18 protein-coding genes are annotated in these 14,686 nt (G+C 39.5%); 11 read left to right on the forward strand and 7 right to left on the reverse strand.

The window, feature by feature from the left end:
* Positions 1-4 precede the first annotated feature (4 nt).
* The 6 genes from MMY79_RS01670 (at position 5) to rplS (ending at position 3,292) form a co-directional block, all read left to right on the forward strand.
* Positions 5-481 (forward strand): type IV pilin protein, encoded by a 477-nt coding sequence (locus MMY79_RS01670; RefSeq protein ID WP_252611553.1) that lies wholly within the window; start codon positions 5-7, stop codon positions 479-481.
* Entirely contained in the window at positions 475-939 is a 465-nt protein-coding gene (locus MMY79_RS01675) for a type IV pilin protein (protein ID WP_289781522.1), read from the forward strand. Before MMY79_RS01670 ends, MMY79_RS01675 begins: the two co-directional genes overlap by 7 nt.
* 146 nt (positions 940-1,085) lie before the next feature.
* Positions 1,086-1,337, forward strand: a complete 252-nt coding sequence (rpsP, locus tag MMY79_RS01680) for a 30S ribosomal protein S16 (RefSeq protein WP_000260334.1) — start codon at positions 1,086-1,088, stop codon at positions 1,335-1,337.
* 20 nt (positions 1,338-1,357) lie between these two features.
* On the forward strand, positions 1,358-1,906 hold the full coding sequence (rimM, locus tag MMY79_RS01685) for a ribosome maturation factor RimM (RefSeq protein ID WP_004789777.1): 549 nt from the start codon (positions 1,358-1,360) through the stop codon (positions 1,904-1,906).
* Between the two features lie 42 nt (positions 1,907-1,948).
* Positions 1,949-2,704: a tRNA (guanosine(37)-N1)-methyltransferase TrmD gene (gene trmD / locus MMY79_RS01690; RefSeq protein ID WP_252611554.1), complete on the forward strand. Its 756-nt coding sequence runs from the start codon at positions 1,949-1,951 to the stop codon at positions 2,702-2,704.
* Between the two features lie 219 nt (positions 2,705-2,923).
* The gene (rplS, locus tag MMY79_RS01695) at positions 2,924-3,292 is read left to right on the forward strand and encodes a 50S ribosomal protein L19 (protein ID WP_016140014.1); all 369 of its coding nucleotides are present in this window, start codon (positions 2,924-2,926) and stop codon (positions 3,290-3,292) included.
* A 52-nt stretch (positions 3,293-3,344) separates the two neighbouring features.
* Here rplS and MMY79_RS01700 read toward each other — a convergent pair whose 3' ends face one another.
* Positions 3,345-4,286: a triacylglycerol lipase gene (locus MMY79_RS01700; RefSeq protein WP_252613404.1), complete on the reverse strand. Its 942-nt coding sequence runs from the start codon at positions 4,284-4,286 to the stop codon at positions 3,345-3,347.
* Between the two features lie 116 nt (positions 4,287-4,402).
* Positions 4,403-5,434, reverse strand: coding sequence for a lipase secretion chaperone (locus tag MMY79_RS01705; protein ID WP_252611556.1), 1,032 nt, complete (start codon positions 5,432-5,434; stop codon positions 4,403-4,405).
* A gap of 153 nt (positions 5,435-5,587) precedes the next feature.
* On the opposite strand from MMY79_RS01705, the gene truB reads away from it, so the two are divergent.
* The 3 genes from truB to MMY79_RS01720 all read left to right on the forward strand — a co-directional run bounded on the left by truB (position 5,588) and on the right by MMY79_RS01720 (position 7,945).
* Complete coding sequence (truB, locus tag MMY79_RS01710; protein WP_252611558.1) at positions 5,588-6,493, forward strand: tRNA pseudouridine(55) synthase TruB; 906 nt, start codon at positions 5,588-5,590, stop codon at positions 6,491-6,493.
* 19 nt (positions 6,494-6,512) lie between these two features.
* Complete coding sequence (locus tag MMY79_RS01715) at positions 6,513-7,289, forward strand: TSUP family transporter (RefSeq protein ID WP_252611560.1); 777 nt, start codon at positions 6,513-6,515, stop codon at positions 7,287-7,289.
* A gap of 212 nt (positions 7,290-7,501) precedes the next feature.
* Positions 7,502-7,945, forward strand: a complete 444-nt coding sequence (locus tag MMY79_RS01720; protein ID WP_252611562.1) for a hemerythrin domain-containing protein — start codon at positions 7,502-7,504, stop codon at positions 7,943-7,945.
* Positions 7,946-7,952: 7 nt separating this feature from the next.
* Here MMY79_RS01720 and MMY79_RS01725 read toward each other — a convergent pair whose 3' ends face one another.
* From MMY79_RS01725 to serA, 3 genes are all read right to left on the reverse strand, one after another.
* Complete coding sequence (locus MMY79_RS01725; RefSeq protein WP_252611563.1) at positions 7,953-8,816, reverse strand: EamA family transporter; 864 nt, start codon at positions 8,814-8,816, stop codon at positions 7,953-7,955.
* Positions 8,817-8,908: 92 nt separating this feature from the next.
* On the reverse strand, positions 8,909-9,793 hold the full coding sequence (locus MMY79_RS01730) for an EamA family transporter (protein ID WP_107880578.1): 885 nt from the start codon (positions 9,791-9,793) through the stop codon (positions 8,909-8,911).
* Positions 9,794-9,891: 98 nt separating this feature from the next.
* Positions 9,892-11,124, reverse strand: a complete 1,233-nt coding sequence (gene serA / locus MMY79_RS01735; protein ID WP_004789759.1) for a phosphoglycerate dehydrogenase — start codon at positions 11,122-11,124, stop codon at positions 9,892-9,894.
* Between the two features lie 378 nt (positions 11,125-11,502).
* Between serA and MMY79_RS01740 the strand changes: the two genes are divergently transcribed.
* A complete protein-coding gene (locus MMY79_RS01740) occupies positions 11,503-12,912 on the forward strand; it encodes an FAD-binding oxidoreductase (RefSeq protein ID WP_252611564.1) in 1,410 nt (469 codons plus the stop codon).
* Positions 12,913-12,978: 66 nt separating this feature from the next.
* Here the strand turns inward: MMY79_RS01740 and MMY79_RS01745 are convergent, their stop codons facing one another.
* A complete protein-coding gene (locus MMY79_RS01745; protein WP_252611565.1) occupies positions 12,979-13,767 on the reverse strand; it encodes a xanthine permease in 789 nt (262 codons plus the stop codon).
* A 186-nt stretch (positions 13,768-13,953) separates the two neighbouring features.
* On the opposite strand from MMY79_RS01745, the gene MMY79_RS01750 reads away from it, so the two are divergent.
* The gene (locus MMY79_RS01750) at positions 13,954-14,322 is read left to right on the forward strand and encodes a hypothetical protein (RefSeq protein ID WP_252611566.1); all 369 of its coding nucleotides are present in this window, start codon (positions 13,954-13,956) and stop codon (positions 14,320-14,322) included.
* Positions 14,323-14,367: 45 nt separating this feature from the next.
* Here the strand turns inward: MMY79_RS01750 and MMY79_RS01755 are convergent, their stop codons facing one another.
* Positions 14,368-14,682, reverse strand: coding sequence for a putative quinol monooxygenase (locus MMY79_RS01755; RefSeq protein WP_252611567.1), 315 nt, complete (start codon positions 14,680-14,682; stop codon positions 14,368-14,370).
* Between the last annotated feature and the right edge of the window lie 4 nt (positions 14,683-14,686).

A 14,686-nucleotide genomic window follows, 5' to 3' on the forward strand; every position in this document is an offset into this window, starting at 1 on the left:
GGTGATGAAAAGTAAATTCACATATTCTTTCGGCTTTACTCTTATTGAGCTAATGGTTGTGGTAGTGATTGTTGCGATTTTTGCGGCAGTTGCAATCCCTTCATATCAAGCATATGTTCTGCGCGCTGATGCTTCACGTGCACAACAACAAATTCAACAAATCGCCATACAACTCGCGCGTCAGAAATCTAGAAATTTTAATTATAAAGGTTTTTCTACTGGTGCTACCGCACCAGTACTTTTGCCTGTTGGAGCGATTGGTAGTGCTGTTAAATATCAAATAACAGTACGAGATGGTGACGATACGACGAAAAACTTAACGGATACTATTGCTTTAGGGCAAAACTGGGTTATCAGGGCAGAGGCTTCAGACCCTAATAATTTTACTTTTTTATTTAATAGTAACGGGTTGCGATGTAAGAACAAAACCACTAACAATGTTACTTATACAACTTGTGGTACTGGAGGGGAGTCGTGGTAATTAAAACAAAAGGCTTTACCTTAATTGAGTTAATGGTTGTTGTGGCGATTATTGCGATTTTAGCAGCGATAGCTTATCCCTCTTATCAGGAACATATTCGTCGTACCAAACGTGTAGAGATGCAAACTACATTGCAACAAATTGCTATGCAGATTCAACGCTACAAAATCGCAAATTTTAAAGTCACAGGTGCAACAAGTTCTGATTTAAATATTGCAGAATCTTATCCAGAACAGGGAACTCCTCTATATGCGGTCAATTTAGCACCCGTTACTTCTGGTGCTTTAACTGCTGAAACATGGGTGTTAACTGCAACACCAATTGTAAAAACTTCACAGTCTGGTGATGGAGATATCGTTTTAAATTATCGTGGCGAGCGCTGCTGGACAAAGGAGACCGATATTAACAGTGGTACAGCTTGTGTTCCTTCTGGAGCATCAAATTGGGATGGACGCTAATTTAAATTCAAAACTGCGGATAACTCAAAAAATAATCTTTCTTTCAGGGCGGAAATCACGTAGAATGTTGCCCTCTATGAAAGGGGTTTGAAGTGTTGCCGATGGTCGGCGCAGGGATAATCCGTAAGAATTATAAGGCTTTTATCATGGTTGTTATTCGTTTAGCACGTGGCGGCGCAAAAAAACGTCCATTCTATCAAATCGTTGTGACTGACAGCCGCAATGCACGTGATGGTCGTTTCATCGAGCGTATCGGTTTCTTTAACCCGACTGCACAAGGTCAAGCAGAAAAACTTCGTTTAGATGCAGACCGTTTTGCTCACTGGGTTTCTCAAGGTGCTCAACCTTCTGAACGTGTTGCTTCTTTAGCTGCTCAAGCTAAAAAAGCTACTGCATAATTTTTTGTAGTAGGTAGCCCATGACATCAACACAGAATGTTCCCGAAGATCGTATTCAGATTGGACAGTTACGTTCAGCTTATGGATTGAATGGGTGGCTCTGGGTGTATTCAAATACAGAACCTATGAGCAACATGTTTGACTACCTGCCTTGGTACATTGAGACCAAGGCCGGTTGGCAAACAATAGATGTAAAACGTTGGAAACCACATGGCAAAGGTCTAGTTGTTGCTTTGAAAGGTGTGAGTGATCGCACTGGAGCAGAAAACTTGGTTGGCGCTAATATCTGGATTGCTAAGTCTCAACTGCCAAAAGCAGATGTAGATGAGTACTACTGGTCAGATTTAAAAGGCTTAACAGTGTTTGGTCTTGATGATGAAGAGCAGGAAGTAAACTTAGGTAAAATTCATGAATTGTTTGAAACTGGAGCCAATGATGTGATGGTGGTACATGCTACCCCAGACAGCGTTGATTCAGAAGAACGCATGATTCCTTGGCATAAAGATGTAGTACAACGTGTTGATCTTGAAGCTGGTCGTATTTACGTCAATTGGGGCGTAGATTATTAATCCTTCTGGGATTAATACAGCAGGAAAATAGAGGAGTCTGTAATGTTTTTTGCAGTCATTACGCTTTTTCCTGAAATGTTTGAAGCGATTACAGCCTATGGCATCAGCGGACGTGCGGCAAAACGGGATATCGTACAAGTTACTTGTATTAACCCTCGTGATTTTGCTGAGGGAAACTACAGAAGAGTGGATGAACGTCCATTTGGTGGTGGCCCTGGGATGGTGATGATGGCTGAGCCTTTGGCTAAAGCTATTGCGCATGCCAAACAGCTTGCCTCACAAGCAGGATATGTTCATGTTCCTGTGGTGTACATGTCTCCACAAGGCAAAACCTTAAATGAACAGGCAGTACAGCAGTTTGTTGATTACGACGGCTTAATTGTACTGTGTGGACGTTATGAGGGAGTGGATGAACGTTTGATCCAGCATTATGTTGATCAGGAATGGTCAATTGGTGATTACGTATTATCCGGTGGTGAATTGCCCGCTATGGTGTTACTTGACAGTATTATTCGCCGTTTGCCGAATGTAATGTCAGATGAACAGTCAGCAGTACAAGATTCTTTTGTTGATGGTCTTTTAGATTGTCCACAATATACAAAGCCAGACCATTTTGAGGGGCTGGATGTACCGGAAGTTTTAAAATCTGGACATCATGGCAATATCGAAAAGTGGCGTTTTTTACAGCGCTATCAACGAACTTTAGAACGTCGACCAGAGTTGGCTGAAAAAGTAGAGTTGAATAAGCAGCAGAAAAAATGGCTAAAAGATGCTAAAGGGGATGGTGGTAATTCTTAACCGCTATGCTCAGGAACGAAAGTTCTGCAACAAGACGAGAAGCAATGCTTCGAGTTAAAGCATGATTCTATTTAATGAATAGTTTTATGTATATTCTAAGGCTCTTTATAGACATGTTGTCGTAAAGGGAAAGATAAACGGGTTGATATGCGCTTTAGCCTCTATCCCCAGCGGAACCTCAGACCTCTTCTGACTCCGCACATATTGGAGATTCCCACAATGAGTGGTAAACATCCTTTAGTTCAAATTATTGAAAATGCACAGTTAAAAACTGATATCCCTGCTTTTGCTCCTGGTGACACTGTTATTGTCCAAGTTAAAGTAAAAGAAGGCGAGCGTGAGCGTCTTCAGGCATTTGAAGGCGTTGTAATCGCGAAGAAAAACCGTGGTTTGAACTCTGCATTTACAGTTCGTAAAATTTCTAGCGGTGTTGGTGTTGAGCGTGTATTCCAAACTCACTCACCAGTTGTTGCTAAAATCGAAGTGAAACGTCGTGGTGACGTTCGTCGTGCTAAACTTTACTACCTCCGTGACTTGTCTGGTAAAGCTGCACGTATTCGTGAAAAATTACCAGCTCGTAAAGCGTAAGCTTATACCGAGTAAAAAAATGCGCCTTTTGGCGCATTTTTTTGTTTAAAAACTATAGTCCTTGTAGTTTTAAACGGTTTGCATGTTGGCGGTAAACCGAGACAGGATCTGAGGCAAAAATAGAACGTATTCCCAGTACTTGATTTACTTCATCTAAATGATTCCAGTTGTAATCATCACGAATTGTTTTTCCGAATTTGGCGCTGCATCGGGAAACCAGTCCATCGTTATCACCAAATGGATCGACCACCAAACTACTGCCTGTAAGGGCAATATCAAATGGATCTAATGGATTAGTCAGAGCTTTATTTCCAGAGAAGGAATACATATAAATACCTTTCTCTTGATATGCTCCCTCGCTACAAGAAGTGGTAGGTACACCCATAGGGAATTGACTATTAAATTGAGCTGAACCTTTAGTTGATAAGCTATGGGCACCTGCTAAAGAGTCGTGCGGATAGCTCGTTGGATCTAGGCCTCCTGCCCAGGTAATTGCTGCTGAGAACCAATTTACTAACGTTGCCAGTCCAGACAGAGGAGTACCCTCAACGTTCAGAATGACATCTGCCATGGGTGATCCCTTATGAGGTGCACCAATCGTGGTAAGTGAGGCAACTTTTTCTGGCATGATACCGGCCACATAGCGAATTGTTGGACCCCCATGGCTATGACCGATTAAGTTAACTTTAGGCTTGCCGGTAATGGCAATAATTTCTTCTACTTGCTGAGCAAGTTGTTCTCCACGCACTTCTGTTGAGTTAAATGGTGAGACTCTTGTCGCCCAGACATTTCCTCCATTGCGGGCAAGATCAGGAAGAATCTGGTACCAGTAATCGAGACCAAGCGTATCGGTTCCAATTCTGTTAAAACCCGCCATACCATGGTTAAAAACCATTGGATATTTTGTTTGTGCATAAGATGAATATACGAACGAGCTTTTAACTTGTTCAGCATTTGTTGCATGGGCCGCTGAAATACTCAGTCCTGAGAGCATTGCAGCACATAAAAACATTAACTTCCTTTTCATTTTTTACTCACTATTTTTATTTTGTATGAAAAGCAGCTTCTTACTGCTAGTGAATGTTTAGCCAGTTCCCAAAGAGGAATGGCTTAGTAATTAAATGGCAGTTCACCTCCCTGATCGTGGACCGTTTCATAAGTTCGAAGTCTTAGTTGTTCTTGTGATGAGTTAAATTGTTGTTGGCGTAATTGCTGTATGGCTTGATTTTTGGCGCTATCACTCATATTGCTTTTAATAATTTCATCTCGACCATCGAGGTAACTGGTGACCTTTTGTTGCCAAGCATTTCGTTGTGTATCTAAAGTTTCTAACCTTTGAGCCGCTTCGGCCCCAACAAGTGCTGTACGCATTTGCCGAAGTTCTTCTGCTGAACCCTTACGAGCTTTAATTTGTTTAGTTAGCGTATGTAAATCATCAAGTTTAGAAAGTTCTTGTAGGTTTTGTTGCCAGTCTTCGGGAAGTTCTTCAAAACGTTCTTTAAGTTTTCGTGCTTTTTCAATTTCGCTTAAAGACGAGTCCTCAAGTATCTGCATTCGATCTAGCGTGTAGTTTTGATAGATATCTTCGCTAGAGAAAAGTCCTTCAATTTCAGAGGTTGAAAAGAAACGTTTTCTTATATCTTGAATTGAATTAAAGATCTTTTGAAAATAATTTTTATCTTGTTGTTTTGCTGAAGGTGTTTGGATTTGAGCAAGCTGTTCACGATATTTTAAATAACGAGCCCATAAATCCATAATCTGTGAGCGGGCTGGCTCTAAATATTGTCCTTGAACAAATTTCCCAAAGTGATTTTTGATCTGTTCTAAATCATTTTCACCATATTGAGTAATGAAATATTCAAAGCAGTCGCGTGTTTGACTGTTAACGACTAAATGCTGGGAACTATCAATTTTTAACTGGCAGTTAACTTCTGTGTCTTGCTGACTTTTACTATGGTAAGTATCTTCATTTCGTGATGAATGATCTGTCTGAGGAGCCGATGCTAAATTTTTAGCTTTATTTTCATTTATCTGAGCTGATGTATTTTTTGAGTCAGGGCTTAACCAATAGACACATGCAATGAGGCTCAAAATAAAAAATCCGAGCACACACCACAATACCTTCTTCTGCATCCCTTGCATAAAGATATCTTCCTTAAGTTTTAATTTGTTGTTTTTTTACTCGATCATTAATGTGCCATAAAATAAGTGAAAAGGCACCTAAATATTGTGAAAATATCTTGCCGAATTTGCTAACATGTCGGCACTTTTTTCCAGCTTTGTGTTCCAGTAAAAATGACGACAAAAAATCAAAAAATTTCTCGTCGCCATATTAGTGGTGTATTTTTATTAAATAAACCATTAGGGCTCAGTTCAAATGCGGCTTTGCAAAAAGTGCGTTGGTTATATCGCGCCCAAAAAGCAGGTCATACTGGGGCGCTAGACCCTTTGGCGACAGGTTTACTCCCGATTTGTTTGGGGGAGGCCACTAAGTTTTCACATTATTTGCTGGACTCAACAAAGCGCTACCAAACCACCGTGCGATTGGGACAAACTACAACAACAGGTGATGTGGAAGGGGAAATTCTACAAGAGCGCTCTGTCCCCGTGCTTAACCAAGAGCTTATTGAACAAACCTTAGAAAAATTTAGAGGTGATATTCAACAAATTCCTCCAATGTACTCGGCTTTGAAAAAAGAAGGTAGGCCGTTGTATGAGCTTGCCCGAAAAGGTATCGAAATTGAGCGTGAAGCACGTCCAATCACAATTTATGCCTTGGAGTTAGTTGAGTTTACCCAAAATAGTATCACCCTAGACGTAACTTGTTCTAAAGGAACATACATTCGTGTATTAGGTGAAGATATTGGTGAGGCACTTGGTTGTGGTGGGCATTTAACGATGTTAAACCGGACTCAAACAGGACATTTTGAGCTTATTCCGAGTTATACCATTGAATATCTGGAAGGCCTGACAGAAGAGCAAAGAGAAGCTTTATTACTCCCAGTTTATGCTCCAGTTGATCATTTCTTAAAAATTCAAGTGCCTGAAGGGCGTGAAAAGTATTTCTGCAATGGTTTAGAAAGCAATATTGAGCATTCTGCAGAAGCAGAAGTTTTAGTTTTTTCGGGTGAGCGCTGTTTAGGTTTAGCCGAGATTACCGATAAAAAACGGTTGGTACCTAAACGTATCTTAAATTTGTAGTAGATGTAGAGTATAGAGCATGGGCATGGAATGGGATGTTATCCTGAGTTTGATCTTTTTTGCGTTTACTGCGGGAGCGATTGATGCTGCTGTTGGCGGTGGTGGACTTATCCAGATTCCAGGTCTTATGAGCACTTTCCCGACCATGCAAACTGCAACGGTTATTGGTACGAATAAGCTTTCTTCAATTTTTGGTACAGCATCGGCTGCTTATACTTTTGCAAAAAGAGTGAAGTTGCAATGGAAGCTTTTAGCAGTCATTGCTGTTTGTGCGCTGATTAGTTCATTTGCGGGTGCTGCTTGTTTATCGTTAATTCCTCAATCTGTATTACGTCCTTTCGTATTTGTAATGTTGATTGTGATAGCAGTTTATACGTTACTTAAAAAGAACTTTGGACAGGTCCATACTGAGCAAAAAATTACTAATAAAATGCTGGTTTTGGCTGGTATTGGTAGTTTAGCAATTGGTTTCTACGACGGTATTTTTGGTCCGGGTACAGGTAGTTTCTTTATTTTCTTCTTTATCCGCTTTTTACAAGTTGACTTTTTACATGCTTCAGCTTTGTCAAAAATTGGTAATTTTATGACCAATTTGGCTGCATTGAGTTTCTTTATCCCGACAGGTCACGCTATTTTACACATCGGCTTAATGATGGCAGTCGCGAATGTATTGGGTTCAATTGTGGGTGTGAGAACTGCTCTAAAATATGGTAGTGGATTTGTTCGTATCATCTTCTTAATTTTAGTCAGTGTTTTAATTTGTCGTTTAGGCTATCAACTGTTTGTAACAGGCTAAATGAAATAAAAAGTATGAGCTGATCTTAGGGGGGAGTTCATACTTTTTATGCTGTGATTCAAAATCATGCATATAAAAATAATTACAGAAGTTTACTAGAAAGAAAACTGTATAAAAAACAGTCTCATTTTAAGCTACTTAAATAATATAAATTTCAACGTATGATAAACCTTGAAATAAAAAAGATTTTTTAGCTAAAAATGAGGAAGAGAATGAATATTTTCGAAGCATTAAGAGAAAGCCATGAAAATCAACGTAACCTTTCTGAACAACTTGTTCAGACACATGGTTTAACTGAAGAAAGAAAAGAATTATTTGATGCATTAAAAAATGAATTATATGCTCACTCCGTTGCCGAAGACCGTTATCTCTATATTCCTTTAATGTTTGATGATGTCGGTTTAGATATTACAAGACATGCTTTGTCTGAACATCATGAAATGGATGAGTTAGTCGAACAGCTCGAAAAAACCGATATGAGTAGCCCAAGCTGGTTAGCAATCGCCAAACAGTTGAGTGAAATAGTCCATCATCATTTAAAAGAAGAAGAGCATAAATTTTTCCAACAAGCGGGAAAAATTCTTAAAGACAGTGAAAAAGAAACGTTGGGTAATAAATATTTAAAGGAATATAAAAAGTATAAAAAGCAGCAATAGTATTTAACTATGCTACTTTTTTAGTACTTCTTAAAGTCACGCCAATTGATGCCAGCATTACACAACCTAAAGCCACCCATTGCAGCATGCTGATTTCTTCGTGAAGTAATAAGAAACCCGTTAATGCTGCCAATGCTGGTGCTAAACTCGTTAGGGTGCCGTAAGTTAATTTATTGAGTTGTTTGAGTGCCATTAAATCAAGTGCATATGGAATAGCCGTCGCTAAAATAGCAATAACTAATGCTTTACCCCAATACTGTGTTTCAAGTAATGCAGGAGCATTATGCCAGATGCTAATCGGTAGTAAGGTTAGAGCAGATAATCCAATTCCAATGGTTAAAGCATGCATCCCTATATTTTGGGTCACAACTTTCTGACCAAAATAAATATAGAATGCCCAGCAAAATCCAGCACCTAGCGCGCAGGCAGCACCGACATAGGAAAAGTGGTGCTGCGTTGGGTCTTGCCAAGGCACCATCAATGCAATACCTAACATCGCAAATGCCACCCAAATGTAGTCACTCTTTTGTTTAATAGAAAGTAGAGCTAGACCTAATGGACCAATGAACTCTAAGCCCACGGCAATCCCTTGAGGTAACTTTCCAAGCGACGTATAGAATAAAATATTCATGAGACCCAAAGATGCAGAGTACATCAATAAATCACGCCATTTTAAATAGGGTAAGCGTGACCAGATTTTCCATGAGCGGAACATAATAGCGACAATAACCGTTGCAAAACTCAGCCTTAAAACTGTAACGGTAAGAGGGTCTAATATTGCAATGAGCTGTTTAGCAAATGAAGCACTGATTTGATATGAGACCATCGACAGAATCATATATAGCACAGCAATAATGGGAAGATTCTGCATGGAAATACCCTAGGGCCTCATTTAATATTATTTAAAACTAACAAGGGTTAATTATAGCGAATGCCATGTTTTAACTCGTGGTTTTAGTCGATTTAACTTACTATTTTTTCACGTTCCTGACGTGCTTTTTGGGTAGTTATGGTACAACCGACCGAAGCTGCAATAATTGTTGCAAGTGCTAACCATTGGTTCCATAACAAATATTCACCTAAAAAGATAAAGCCAGAAAGTGCAGCAACTGCGGGCTCTAGGCTCATCAATGTTCCGAAACTTAAGGGCGTTAAATTACGTAGGGCCAGCATTTCTAAAGAAAAAGGTAATGCACTGGCTAAAATTGCTAAACCAATAAAATAAAAAAGATAGGGAAGCTCTATAACTTGCCCTATTGAGCCTGAGAAAAAAGTAATGGGTAATAAGATGCATGCACCCACACTCATTCCTAAACACACAGTGTGATTGCCCGAAATACCTGAAGGTTTCTGTCCAGCAATAATATAAAGTGCCCAACACGCGCCTGCACTAACTGCAAATAATACTCCGATCCAATCCAGACTATGAGCCTGATTGAAAGGGAAAAGTAAAATGAGGCCAACAATCGCTAAACTGACCCAGACAAAATCATATTTTTGGCGTGCGTGATATAAGGCCACACTTAAGGGGCCAATAAATTCAAAAGCAACTGCAATACCAATCGGTAACCGTTCAATTGACAGATAAAAAAGTGCGTTCATTCCTGCAAGAGCAAAGCCATACGCTAAAATAGCTTTCCAGCGGACCTGACTAAAATTAATTCGCCAAATTCTAAAAATAAAGGCAAGAATAATTGCACCTAAGCATAAGCGCATTGCTGAAACGGTAAGGGTGGGAAAGCTCTGGAACAGAAATTTAGCTAAAGATGCGCTACTTTGTACGCTCAGCATAGCGAGAATAAGAAAACCCAACGCATGTAGCTGAGATTTCTGGTTCGAACTGGACATTTTATTATTTGATCGATTGGTATACTTTTCACATGATAATGTAAATGTCCATAAAAAAGCCACAGACAATGCTGTGGCTTTTAAATTTACAGTTCGTATTAGAACAATACGCGCACGCGAATTGTACCTTCAACTTCATGCAACATATCTAAAGCTTCGTGAGAAGCTGAAGCGTCAACGTCCATTACGAGGTAACCGATGTCACCTTTAGTCATGAGTGATTGACCAGAAATGTTGATGCCTTGCTCAGCAAACAAGTTGTTGATTTTAGACAATACGCCCGGTACGTTTTTGTGGATGTGCAATAAACGGTGTTGACCAGCAGTCAATGGTAACGCGATTTCTGGGAAGTTTACCGCAGAAAGCGTCATACCCTTATCAGAGTAAGCAACAAATTTCTCTGCAACTTCTAAACCGATGTTTGCTTGCGCTTCCATGGTTGAACCACCAACGTGAGGAGTCAAAATCACATTGTCTAAGCCACGAAGTGGAGAAACAAACTCTTCGCCATTTGCTTTTGGTTCTTTAGGGAATACGTCAACGGCTGCACCAGCAATATGACCAGATTTGATTGCATCTGCTAAATCTTCAATCACTACACATGTACCACGTGCAGCATTGAGGAAGATTGCGCCTTCTTTCATTTTTGCAAATTGTGCTTTAGTGAAGAAGTTTCGTGTAGATGGAACATCAGGCACATGTAATGTAACTACATCAGCAGTCGCTAAAAGTTCGTCTAACGAACCAACTTGGCGAGCATTACCCATTGGTAATTTAGTTACTGCATCGTAATAAATCACATGCATACCTAAGCTTTCAGCAAGAACAGAAAGCTGAGAACCGATGGAACCGTAACCTACAATACCTAAAGTTTTGCCACGAGTTTCGAAAGAACCGACAGCAGACTTGTCCCAACCACCACGATGACAAGCCGCCGATTTTTCAGGAACACGGCGAAGAAGAAGAATTGTTTCAGCAAGTACAAGCTCTGCAACCGAACGCGTATTTGAATATGGTGCGTTAAATACAGGAATACCACGTGCCATAGCTGCTTTAAGATCAACTTGGTTTGTTCCGATACAGAAACAGCCCACTGCGATCAATTTATTTGCAGCTTCGAAAACTTCTTCAGTCAATTGGGTACGCGAACGAATACCAATAAAGTGAGCATCTTTAACAGCTTCTTTTAGCGCTTCGCCTTCAAGAGCAGTTTTACGATAGTCAATATTGGTGTAACCCGCAGCGTTTAGAGTATCGACTGCGTTTTGGTGAACGCCTTCTAACAACAGGAAACGGATTTTATCTTTAGGTAGTGAAAGATGTTGGCTCATTACGGCTCCGCTACAAAGGCCAAATTTGGTGGCGCTATCATAACATAATGGTCGGTACTATAGATATTTCGTTTGCGCCATCGTCTTATGGCAATTTTATCTATGTCTAATCACTTCTATTTATGGCTTGTGAGTACTTTAAAATATGCTTCGTATGGGATTTAAATGTATTTTTTCTCTGAAAGTCTCATAGAAAAGCATTTATTTGCGTTAAACATGTTTTGTAGTGACTGTATCTCTATTCTGAACTTTATCGCTTGAGCTGTTGCATGTAGAATATAGGAGTTCCTTGGACATTATGGCTTTGCTCAGGTGAAAAACCTGAAAATATGAAGCCATAGTCCCACCATAGTTTACTTCTTGCTAGGTCTGCAAACGATGAATGCTCCAGTCGCTTTAACACCTGAGTTACTCACCCAATTAACAGCAATCGTCGGTGAAAACCGTATTAAAACCGATGCTGATAGTCTCGAAAACTGGGGTAAAGATCATACCAAGCATTTTAATCCGAACCCATCGGTCATCGTTTTTCCATCGACCACTGAACAAGTTCAGGCAGTTGTAAAGCTTGCGAACCAGTTTAATATCGCGATTACACCGTCAGGCGGTCGTACTGGTCTCTCTGCGGGTGCTGTAGCAACTAATGGTGAAATTGTCATTAGCATGGACAAAATGAACCAGATTCTTGAGTTCTTCCCAGCAGATCGTATGGTACGAGTACAAGCTGGTGTTGTGACTGAACAATTGCAAAACTATGCTGAAGAACAAGGGATGTATTATCCAGTTGACTTTGCGTCAGCGGGCTCTAGTCAGATTGGCGGTAATATCGGTACCAATGCTGGTGGTATTAAAGTCATTAAATACGGCATGACACGTAATTGGGTGCTTGGTTTAACTGTTGTCACTGGTAAAGGTGATATTTTACGTTTAAACAAAGGCATGGTTAAAAATGCAACTGGTTATGCATTGCAGCATTTGTTTATTGGTGGTGAAGGTACATTAGGTTTAGTGACTGAAGCAGAAATTAAACTAGAGCGTCAACCACAAAACTTACAAGTTTTAGTTTTAGGCGTTCCTGATTTTGACGCAGTGATGCCTGTATTACATGCGTTCCAAAAAGATATTGATTTGACTGCATTTGAGTTCTTTGGTGAACTTGCAATGCAAAAAGTTTTAGATCATGGGCATGTACAACGCCCATTTGAAACTCAATGTCCATTCTATGTATTGCTTGAGTTTGAAGCGCCATATGAGCCGATTCTCGATAAAGCAATGGAAATCTTCGAGCATTGTATGGAGCAGGGTTGGGTACTTGATGGGGTAATGAGCCAGAGTCTTGACCAAGTAGAAAGTTTATGGCGTTTACGTGAAGATATTTCTGAATCAATCGCTCCGTTTATTCCATACAAAAATGATATTTCAGTATTAATTACTCACGTGCCTGCATTTATTCGTGAGATTGATGCAATTGTTCAAGAAAACTATCCTGATTTTGAAATTTGCTGGTTCGGTCATATCGGTGACGGCAACTTGCACTTAAATATTTTGAAACCTGAAAACTTAACCAAAGATGAGTTCTTTGCGAAGTGTCAGGTCGTCAATAAATATGTGTTCGATACCGTTAAAAAATACGATGGTTCAATCTCTGCTGAACATGGCGTAGGTATGACGAAAAAACCATATTTGGAATATTCACGTTCGCCTGAAGAAATTGAATATATGAAAGCTTTGAAGTTGACGTTTGACCCGAACGGGATTATGAACCCAGGTAAATTATTTGATCTTTAATGCTTGATTGAATAAAAGAATCTCTGTTAAAAGCGTATCATAAGATGCGCTTTTTTATTAAAATTTCTATTTCCTGTACGCTTTCCAGCCCGTCAGAATATGATAAATCAACGGTAAAAGACTAAGGGCAAAAAAGCTACAAAGCCCAATGGCCCACACAGGTAAATTCCTTGGATTACCTAAAAAGAAATAGGCAAAAATAGAATAAGACAACATCGAAAACATCGCCATTGTTCCAAGTGGAAGTGTGACTTTAAAAATTAACGTGCTAGCAAATGTTTTGTAGGGTTCCATGTCGCGCTTTAGACTATAAGCAATAATCATGAGCAACACATAACCTAAAATAAACAACATAAATAAGGCGGCTGCAAATAATAGAATTGTTCGCCAGCTCTTTTCTTGCGCGGTGTGATCACCTGATTCATAAACAACAGTAATATGTTGCCCAACTACAGGCACATCACCAGAGCGAACTGAATTATCTAAAGTTTGAGTTTTATTTTGATTATCTTTAAATTGAACCTGAGCAGTATGCATGAGTGTCTTAGTTTTATATTTACGTCCATTTGAGTCGGTACGTTCAGTATCTACCCATTCAGAAGTATAGTTCACTACCGTTGCATCGTAAGTTGGTTTGGTTGCTAAGCCGTAGACTGCCTGAGAAACCCAGTAAGTAAATGGGAAAAATAAAGCACTAATACTAAAAACCACGGCAAATAAATAAGCGAATTCAAACTTACTACTTTTACGATTTTTAGCTAAACGCTTGATCCAAAACTTAGTGAGTACAAATGACCAAATCATCAAAACTGCAACGACCACCAAGAAAACTTGCCCCGCATAAGTCAGTTGCATAATGGTCCTATTTGTTATGTGTAATAGAAATTAATTTTATCAAACGATTGTCGTTAAAGTTGATTGAGCAAGAACAATTATTTGGTCTGTAAAAGGGTAGCCATCCTTAGAACTACATAGTTTCTACAGAGTAACTGAGCAAGGCATAGCATCATAAAGCTATGCCTTTTGTTTTTGGTGATAAAAATGCAACGTTTATTTTTAATTTCAGCGCTCTGTGCTGGACTTTTCACTGGGTGTGCAACGACCAGTAAATTAATTCCTTTTGTGGGTTCCGAGACCCCAATGCAACAAGTACTTAAAGCTCAACCAGAGATTGCAAAAGAGCACAATAACACCTCAGTTCAGCAAGTGTTTAACCGAGTAGAATCTCCAACTGTTTCTCGTATTATTGTCATTCAAACAGGTTTAATGGATGACTCTGTCTCTGCAATTCGAACAGAATATGCATTTAAATTAGTGGATGAAAAGTGGCAATTGCAAAATAAGCAAAAGAGCTATCAGTGTGCGAGAGGGAAAGGCTCTAGAGGTTTCCAAACACAGCTTTGCTCTTAAAAATAAAAAAGACGATAAATATATCGTCTTTTTTTATGGGCTAAATTATACGCCGCTTTCTAAAATTTTAATTTTGACATCCATGACATCATCTTTAACTGCTTCATGATGTGCTTGCATATGAGGTGTAGCCAAATGTGCCTCAAGATGAGCAACACTTTTCCATTTTTCTAACATCACAATTGTGTCAGGTTCGTGGGTTTGGAAGCTCGCATTTGATTTGTGATCAATTAAAGGTTCATAACCATGACAACCATCTTCTGCTAAAACAGTTGGAATAATTTTTTGAAAAGCATCCAACACGTTTTGACGATGCTGCCCAGCTGATTTGGTGCGAATTTCTGCAATAATGGTTAGCATGGAT

The sequence above is a fragment of the Acinetobacter sp. XS-4 genome, assembly GCF_023920705.1.
Lineage (GTDB): Bacteria > Pseudomonadota > Gammaproteobacteria > Pseudomonadales > Moraxellaceae > Acinetobacter.

Coding starts and splice junctions, on each gene's coding strand:
- trmD (WP_252611554.1), top strand. CDS start 1,949: ATGTTTTTTGCAGTCATTACGCTTTTTCCTGAAATGTTTGAAGCGATT.
- MMY79_RS01715 (WP_252611560.1), top strand. CDS start 6,513: ATGGGCATGGAATGGGATGTTATCCTGAGTTTGATCTTTTTTGCGTTT.
- MMY79_RS01720 (WP_252611562.1), top strand. CDS start 7,502: ATGAATATTTTCGAAGCATTAAGAGAAAGCCATGAAAATCAACGTAAC.
- MMY79_RS01725 (WP_252611563.1), bottom strand. CDS start 8,816: ATGCAGAATCTTCCCATTATTGCTGTGCTATATATGATTCTGTCGATG.
- truB (WP_252611558.1), top strand. CDS start 5,588: ATGACGACAAAAAATCAAAAAATTTCTCGTCGCCATATTAGTGGTGTA.
- rplS (WP_016140014.1), top strand. CDS start 2,924: ATGAGTGGTAAACATCCTTTAGTTCAAATTATTGAAAATGCACAGTTA.
- MMY79_RS01750 (WP_252611566.1), top strand. CDS start 13,954: ATGCAACGTTTATTTTTAATTTCAGCGCTCTGTGCTGGACTTTTCACT.
- MMY79_RS01730 (WP_107880578.1), bottom strand. CDS start 9,793: ATGTCCAGTTCGAACCAGAAATCTCAGCTACATGCGTTGGGTTTTCTT.
- MMY79_RS01745 (WP_252611565.1), bottom strand. CDS start 13,767: ATGCAACTGACTTATGCGGGGCAAGTTTTCTTGGTGGTCGTTGCAGTT.
- serA (WP_004789759.1), bottom strand. CDS start 11,124: ATGAGCCAACATCTTTCACTACCTAAAGATAAAATCCGTTTCCTGTTG.
- MMY79_RS01740 (WP_252611564.1), top strand. CDS start 11,503: ATGAATGCTCCAGTCGCTTTAACACCTGAGTTACTCACCCAATTAACA.
- MMY79_RS01700 (WP_252613404.1), bottom strand. CDS start 4,286: ATGCTCTCAGGACTGAGTATTTCAGCGGCCCATGCAACAAATGCTGAA.
- MMY79_RS01755 (WP_252611567.1), bottom strand. CDS start 14,682: ATGCTAACCATTATTGCAGAAATTCGCACCAAATCAGCTGGGCAGCAT.
- rpsP (WP_000260334.1), top strand. CDS start 1,086: ATGGTTGTTATTCGTTTAGCACGTGGCGGCGCAAAAAAACGTCCATTC.
- rimM (WP_004789777.1), top strand. CDS start 1,358: ATGACATCAACACAGAATGTTCCCGAAGATCGTATTCAGATTGGACAG.
- MMY79_RS01705 (WP_252611556.1), bottom strand. CDS start 5,434: ATGCAAGGGATGCAGAAGAAGGTATTGTGGTGTGTGCTCGGATTTTTT.
- MMY79_RS01670 (WP_252611553.1), top strand. CDS start 5: ATGAAAAGTAAATTCACATATTCTTTCGGCTTTACTCTTATTGAGCTA.